Source organism: Victivallis vadensis (assembly GCF_003096415.1).
GTDB lineage: Bacteria > Verrucomicrobiota > Lentisphaeria > Victivallales > Victivallaceae > Victivallis > Victivallis vadensis.
Map to the genome: position 1 here is coordinate 1 of NZ_QEKH01000067.1, position 7,337 is coordinate 7,337.

Sequence of the window (7,337 nt, forward strand, 5' to 3'; positions counted from 1 at the left end):
TTCAATGCCGAAAAAATCAGAGCCCGAGATTTATGGCATTTGACTGTTCGGATTAGCAGGAAATTGTTGGCACATTCCATCAATTGCTGTATCAACCAGAAATATGGGAATTCGCTTCTACAATTTGAACGGATTTTTTGTTAAAAAACTTGCACACGGCGTTAAGTACGAAAATAACGTACTTTTGGTGATGCAATAATATCGAATGAAGGCAGACGTGCCGCTGTTTGTCCGGGATGCCGGACTACTTGAAATTTAGTGCAAGGATTTTTTCGGGAAGTCATCAGGCAATTTACTGCCTGATCTCATTGGAAACAACCGATCTATTGCAACGTCTGGCATTCCTGAATAAGACGGCTGAGTCCGTACAGCGGTAAATTCAGAAGCCAGTCTTCCCTGCGGTAATCGGACATGGACGAGCGAATGGCCAGACGCGGCTGAAATTTATCGAAGTAAACCTTCAGACTTTTGGCCTTCAGATTTTCCTCGGCTTTTACTTCCAGAGGGTAAAGTTCCATTCCCTGTTGGAAGAGGAAATCCACCTCCGCGGTTGCTCTTTCGGCACTCCAATAGAACGGCGTCAATCCCGATTCGGAACGCAGTTGCTGCGCCACGTATTGCTCCGTCAGAGCTCCCTTGAATTCGGAGAACAGTTCATTGCCCTTCAACAACGATTGTGCGTCAAGACCGCTCATGGCCCCCAGAAGCCCGACATCCAGCAGAAACATCTTGAAACCGTTATCCGCATATGCCGGAAGCGGAATGGCCGGCTTGGCGAGGCGGATCACCTGATCGATCAGGCCGCAATCCTTGAGCCACTGGATCGCCAGTTCAAAATCCTTGGCGCGCGCGCCCTTGCGCAGCGAACCGTAGATGAAGTTTCGATTCTCTCTGGCCAGTTGGGAAGGAATTGATTGCCAGACCATGCGGATTCGAGCAACCACATTTGCCGGAGCGTGTTTGGAGAAATCCTGTTCATAGGCATCCAGAATGCGCTTTTGAACTTCCCGCACCTTGAAAACATCTTTTTCATCCAAATAACACTGGACCGCCTCCGGCATCCCGCCGATGTAATAATACAAACGCAAAAGATCGATAAAACGATCCTTCAAACCGGTAATGAGCTGCCAATCGCCTTTCTGCAGAAGTTCGGTCAGTTGTTCGTTCCCGGTCGCGTTGAGGAATTCCGTGAAACTCATAGGATAAAGATCGAGGAAGTTCACTTTCCCGACCGGGAAACTGGTTCCCTGGTGCATGGCCACGCCCAATAATGAACCGGCTGCCACAATCGCGTATTCCGAGGCCTCTTCGCAGAAGTATTTCAAACTGGTCAGCGCTCTGGGGGCTTCCTGAACCTCATCAAAAATCAGCAGCGTTTCCTGCGGAACAATTTTGTTCCGGCTGAAGATTTCAAGGCCGGAGATCAGACGCGGAATATCAAGGTTGCCGGCAAACAATTGCGCAATATCCGAATTGCTGTCGAAGTTGATGTAAACAATATTTTTGAACGCCAGCCGTCCAAATTCTTTCATCAACCAGGTCTTGCCGACCTGACGGGCCCCCCGGATGATCAGCGGTTTTCGTCCTGCGGAGTTCTTCCACTCGTAAAGTTTTTCAATTGCTTGTCTCTTCATTTATACGCTTCTCCCATATTCATAAGATAACATAACATCAAGCAACATTATTTCAAACCAATAATTAATAATAACAACACTTTTTTAAATGAAAATTTGTATTGCTGTAGTTTGCTGCATTGGGAAAGGCTATTTCGTTTTTGGTGTAGAAAGAATTTAAACCAAGGTGAAATGAGACGCAAACTTGAAGAAACGGAGGGTGATTTCTTATTGATCCCGCAAGTCGTCAGGCGATTTACTGCCTGATCTCATTGACGAGTTGGAGAAATTTCTGCGGGGCGTTGATGTCTGCCAGGACAATTATATCGTTGTGTGAGGCTGAGCTGCTGATGATTACGGTTCCGGCATTGAAGAGCCTCTGAAGCAGTGATTGAGTATACCGGATGCTTCAGATATCCCTGCCTCTGATCTCATTGTGATAGGTTACGAAAAAGCCGCCGCGGCTGATGATCCGTTTTTCGGCAATGGAGTAGAATTGTGCTTTGCGCAGCAGAATGATATGAATGATTTTCCAGGCGATCAATGACAGAACCAGAAGTAGCCCCGCGCTCCAGACCAGAGGGATATAAGTGGGGGTACTGTACCAGATCAGAATTCGTGAGGCGGCAAACGCGATCAGGGCAATACTCCAAGTAGAGTGAAAAGCGTAAGCCAGAATGCGTTTGATCGACTGGAACCAGAAAAGAACCGCGTTCTTTTTGTCACAATACTGAACAGCTTGTTCTGATGAACGATATCTCATGATGTTACTCTTTCTGCCCATTTTCAAAAATCCATTACGGAATATATAATCTAAAAGATGGGGAAATTCATTTTTTATGAAATAAGCTCTTGACAAAAGGTGATTTTTATGCTATTCTATTTTTAGAAAAGCGGATTTCTAGGAGAAGGAAACTCATATGACACTTAAAGAAATAGCTCAGGCATGTAGTACTTCACCTGCAACAGTCAGCCGGGTGCTGAATAATTATACTAAAAATTTCTCAGTAAATCCAGAATTACGGCAAAGAATTCTTGATTATGTAAAACAATCAGGGTATGAACCAAACATGCTCTTTAAAACACTCCGTACTAATGTCAATACTCCGATTTCCTGCCTTTTCAGTACTCCCGATATTCGTTTTAGTTATGGTACTACCATGTCTATTATTGAGACCATGATTCCTATATTGCAGGAAAAAGGATATCAATATAACTTTTCATTCGCTCCAGATCCAAACCGAAGTTTCTATCAGAAACCATTCTGGAAAACGAGCGCATTAGTACTTCCTGACGTTCTCTCCGATAAACAATTGCTTCCGCTTGGCAAACCGACATGTCCGCTTTTGGTTCTAAACGGTTCTTCTTCGCACCAACTTGACATCATCAACAATGATGAATATGAAAACACCAAGTTGTTGATAAATTGCCTTTATGAATATGGTCATCGCCGAATCCTTTATGTGGATACCCCATTTGCGCGAATGCATTACAGCGTTTCGGAGCGGTTAAACAGTTTTCGCAAACTGTGCGGCGAATTCGGCATTTCAGCCTCGACGGTCATCTATTCAGAAGAAGTGATTCAACAAATATTAACATTACGGGCAACTGCAATTCTGACATATGGTCAGGAATGGGCGCAAAAGTTATTGTATCAGGCATGGAGAAAACAGGTTTCCATTCCTGAACAGTTAAGTATGGTATCTTTTGATGATGGAGAAAATGCGGCGTATTCCATCCCACCGTTGACAAGTTTGCGTCCTGACCATCAGGAAATGGGAAAGCATGCCGCCAAACTTTTGATGGATCGAATCGAAAAACGAAATGAGTTTGGAATGCCCAGAACTTTCAGATTTGTCGGGAAACTCATCCTGAGAGAGTCTGTCGCTAAATGCCCATCCATCAAAAATCAAAGGAAATGATATGACAAATAGCTGGTTACAGATTAAATGGTATTACATTGGGGACGATGATTCCTCAGAAAGGAGAAAAGGGAAATGAAGTTTCGAGCAGGAGCTAATAGAAAAGGGGATGGTTTTGAAAAAATTCACGTTTATGGCGTGAATAGTTTCCACTTCCTCCGGAAAAACTTTTCTTTTAATACTTTTACACTTATTGAGTTGCTCGTTGTAATAGCGATCATCGCAGTCTTGGTGGCAATGTTGTTGCCGGCTCTGAATAAAGCGCGAGAAAGCGGGAAGTCAATCCGATGTACGTCTAATCTGAAGCAGCTTGGAGTCGGAATGACCTCCTATGCGGGTGATAATAACGATTTCATTCCTGCCGCATGGGAGTCGGATGCAAAATTCAACTACTACTGGCCGGTGCGGCTGACCGGCTGGCACTGCGACGCGCCGACTAGGGCGGAGATGGTGAAGAACCTCACCTCCGGACTGTATGTCTCCAACAAGGTGTTTGTCTGCCCGTCATACACCGGCAAGCTGGTTCTCGACGGGAAGAGCGGCGGATATGAACTATGGACCAGACACCCCAACTACGCCATGCAGGATTATCAGAAGGCGCAGAAACTTGTCCGGTTCCGCTATCCCTCCACGCAGTTTCTTCTCACCGAAATCTGGAAGGGAACCGGCGCCCGGGGGATTCCGGATTTTGCCTGGGGCGTCTATCGTCTCGCTCCGCGAAACAAGCTTGTATCCAAACCCTTTGAAGAGACCGATCTCGGATATCCCGCCGCACGGCACGCCGGGAATTGCGGCATCCTCTACGTCGGCGGTAACGCCGGAATGCAGCGGATCGATCTACCCAATCCGGGTTCCTCCTATCCCTTCAGCAGCGATGAGGAATTGGTGTGGGGACCGTAACCGGTCGACACAGGGATTCTCACGTATCACATTAACAAAAGGACCACGGAGAAATGTATCAGCTGAAAAACGGCATCCTCCATCTGGCGAACCGGAAGATCTTCGCCTTGGGGCAGTCCTATTACCCCTCCTTTCATCCGCAGAAATATCCGGTGCCGCCAGACCAGGACCGCGTCGGTGAAATGAAAAAAGATTTTGCCGACATGGCCGCAGCCGGATTTGAATTGGTACGGCTGGCGGCGATCGGCCGGGTGCGGCGCGACAACGGAAAGATTGTCATCGATTTTCCGCTGCCGGACCAGCTCTGCGCCGAAGCGGAGAAAGCCGGTCTTGCGGCGATCGTGCGGCTGCAGGGTTACTCCTACGACCTGCCAGACTCTCGAGAGGTCGTCATGTGGAACGAACATGACGAAACGATGCCATTTCACTGGGGGTGGTTCGTCCGCCACTGCCTGAACCACCCCGCAGTGATTCGCGACGAATGCGAAGCGACGGAGGCGTGCGCCGCCCACTTCGACGCCTTCGACAACGTGGTCGGCTTTCAGATCTACAATGAACCGGCCTACCCGTCGAAGGGGTTGTACGACTATCATCCGGCGTCGATCGTCGCCTGGCGGAAATGGCTGGTGGAAACCGGGCGGAAGCCGGCGGAGGCCGCTGCCCGGATGGAACCGCCTCGCCGCTACCCGGAACGAGATCAGGATCCCACCGACTGGATCTCGTGGAGACTCTTCCATCTGCAGCGGCTGAACGATTACCTCAATCTGCTCGCGGCCGAAGCCAAGGCCATCTCTCCTGCCCGCGAGGTCATGACCTGCTGCATGCCCTGTCCGCTGATGCCCGGGAACAGTCTGCGCGGCGAGGACTATTTCCGCCTCGCCGAAAAGATGGATCTGGTCGGTATCACACTCTATTTCGCTACATGCGGCGCGTACTACTATTACACTTCCGAAATTCTGGCCCTTGCGGAAAGCGCCGCCGCGCTCTACGGCAAACACGCCTGGCTCATGGAATACAACGCGGGTGTCGGATTGAGCGGATTCGCATGGGAGCGCGACGCGTACACCGCTGCGGGAGCTGGCATCAAAGGGATCCTCTATTACCAGTGGCGGGCCGATTACGCCTATCCGGACTCCCCGGAGCCGGGCATCTTCGGCATGCTTCACAGCGATCGCAGCAGAACTGAGAAGTTCGACCGGGCGGTTGCCATGACCCGGCTGCTCCGGGAGTTGAGCGATTATCTGGTGAATGCGGAAAAATTCCGCAGCGGCGTTGCCGTGCTCTTTTCCGAAAACGTCAACGCCTGGTGCGACGCCGTCGAGAACACTGACCCGGAAGGAAAGCAGGATCATGCCTCGTTTGCCAACCTCGAAAGCAATACCGAGCGGACCTTCCGTTGCTGGAAGGATTTCGCCCGCGCGGGCATTTCGCCCGATTTCGTGCGGGCCTGCGATCTGGAAGACAACAGACTGAATATACGCCTTCTCATCGTTCCGCAGGAGGCCGGCCTTTCAGACGAGGAAAAACAACAGTTGGCCGCCTTCCGGAAACGCGGCGGTTGGGTGGCAATGCTGGAACATTTCTGCGTCGACGCCGGCTATGCACTCCCCGACGCTCCGACAGATAGCGCATGGGGCTCCTTTCGGAGCAATCTGGAGGCGGAACACCTTCTGCTCCGCGCCGGAATTGAACCGCTGTTTCGAGCCGAAGCGCCGTTCCTCGACGGGAAGGTTCTGGCCGGCAAGGACTATTTCCTGCTTTCCCTGATCAACCACGATCTCTTCGAACGACCGATTCCGGGGGGGAGCGCCCTGAAACTGCCGTTCTGCCGCCGGCCGGTGAAGGAAGCGTGGTTCTTCGTCCCCGGCAGGAAGGAACCGGTGCCGTTCTGCAATGAGAAAACAGGCTGCAGGCTGACGCTTCCGGAAATTTCCGCCGGCGGCTTTCTGCTTCTCCAATTGTAACTGATTCAGGAAAGGAGGTCCGAAGAACCGATTAGAAATCAGCCGGGGAATTTCGTCCCCCCGGAAAACCCTTGTTACACGAAAGGAATCAAACATGAAGAACAATCTGGTAAAACACATTCTCACTGCCGCCATCTCACTTTCCTTCGGCGCAGCCGCCGCCACGGTGGACTCCCCGTGGTGCACGATCAACTCTCCCGAACAGATCGCGGCGGACAGCGTGATCGAAGTGGAAATCACCCTGAAAAACGACGCTCCGGCGGGACTAAAAATCGGCGGCGATTTGCATTTCTCCAACGACAAGGGGGCCTATCTCGGATTCGCCGCCTGGGGGGGGGAGCCCAAACCGCTGGAACCCGGCCGGAAAGCCACGTTCCGTTACCGCATCCCCAAATTGAAAGAGGGAGTCAGCACGGTGTTTGCGCAGTTCTTTCTGACGCCCGCGACCTGGAAGGAGAAGGTCAAGGAGCACCGCAGCGCTCCCATCCGGCTTACCTCGACCGCGCCGCAATCAGCTCCAGCGGCGGAGACGGCTGCGGCAGAGACGGCTGTCCGGAAAAAAGAGGGTTCCTGGTGTACCATTGAAACGCCAGCTCAGGTGGCGAAGGACGGCACGTTCAACGTCAAACTCACGCTGAAAAAGGATATTCCGGCCGGAATGAAGGTCGGGGGTGACATCCACCTCAAGAATTCCGATACGGGTGCCTATGTCGGTTACGGCGCTTGGGGCGGAGCCACCAAAACCGCGACACCTGGGGAGATGCTCACCTTCACCTACCGTGTTCCGGCGTTGAAGAGCGGAGCGAATGCCGTTTTCATTCATTACTACCTCTCTCCCTCGACGCTTTTGTCAAAAATTTTCATTTTATGACAATGTTAAATACTTCTATTTCAATGAGGAAACTACAAATTCAGTAATTTCCTCTCTTTTTTCGGAT

7 protein-coding genes and 1 pseudogene are annotated in these 7,337 nt (G+C 50.7%); 5 read left to right on the forward strand and 3 right to left on the reverse strand.

The genetic code is table 11. The features are described from left to right. Positions 1 to 144, forward strand: a pseudogene (locus C8D82_RS22440) (IS982 family transposase); the annotation flags it as partial. Positions 145 to 323: 179 nt separating this feature from the next. On the opposite strand, the gene C8D82_RS20245 reads toward C8D82_RS22440, so the two are convergent. The 3 genes from C8D82_RS20245 to C8D82_RS20935 form a co-directional block, all read right to left on the reverse strand. Beyond that, on the reverse strand, positions 324 to 1,634 hold the full coding sequence (locus C8D82_RS20245; protein WP_116886112.1) for an ATP-binding protein: 1,311 nt from the start codon (positions 1,632 to 1,634) through the stop codon (positions 324 to 326). A 235-nt stretch (positions 1,635 to 1,869) separates the two neighbouring features. Continuing rightward, the gene (locus C8D82_RS22445) at positions 1,870 to 2,019 is read right to left on the reverse strand and encodes a PH domain-containing protein (protein ID WP_390621893.1); all 150 of its coding nucleotides are present in this window, start codon (positions 2,017 to 2,019) and stop codon (positions 1,870 to 1,872) included. Positions 2,020 to 2,022: 3 nt separating this feature from the next. Continuing rightward, the gene (locus tag C8D82_RS20935; protein ID WP_133245322.1) at positions 2,023 to 2,376 is read right to left on the reverse strand and encodes a hypothetical protein; all 354 of its coding nucleotides are present in this window, start codon (positions 2,374 to 2,376) and stop codon (positions 2,023 to 2,025) included. A gap of 157 nt (positions 2,377 to 2,533) precedes the next feature. On the opposite strand from C8D82_RS20935, the gene C8D82_RS20250 reads away from it, so the two are divergent. The 4 genes from C8D82_RS20250 (at position 2,534) to C8D82_RS20265 (ending at position 7,270) form a co-directional block, all read left to right on the forward strand. Continuing rightward, a complete protein-coding gene (locus tag C8D82_RS20250; RefSeq protein ID WP_116886113.1) occupies positions 2,534 to 3,535 on the forward strand; it encodes a LacI family DNA-binding transcriptional regulator in 1,002 nt (333 codons plus the stop codon). Between the two features lie 138 nt (positions 3,536 to 3,673). After that, positions 3,674 to 4,435 carry a type II secretion system protein gene (locus C8D82_RS20255; RefSeq protein ID WP_390621892.1) on the forward strand — a complete coding sequence of 254 codons (762 nt, stop codon included), beginning with the start codon at positions 3,674 to 3,676 and terminating at the stop codon, positions 4,433 to 4,435. 53 nt (positions 4,436 to 4,488) lie between these two features. Then, entirely contained in the window at positions 4,489 to 6,399 is a 1,911-nt protein-coding gene (locus tag C8D82_RS20260; protein ID WP_116886115.1) for an alpha-amylase family protein, read from the forward strand. Positions 6,400 to 6,493: 94 nt separating this feature from the next. Further along, positions 6,494 to 7,270: a cupredoxin domain-containing protein gene (locus tag C8D82_RS20265; protein ID WP_116886116.1), complete on the forward strand. Its 777-nt coding sequence runs from the start codon at positions 6,494 to 6,496 to the stop codon at positions 7,268 to 7,270. Positions 7,271 to 7,337: the final 67 nt, after the last annotated feature.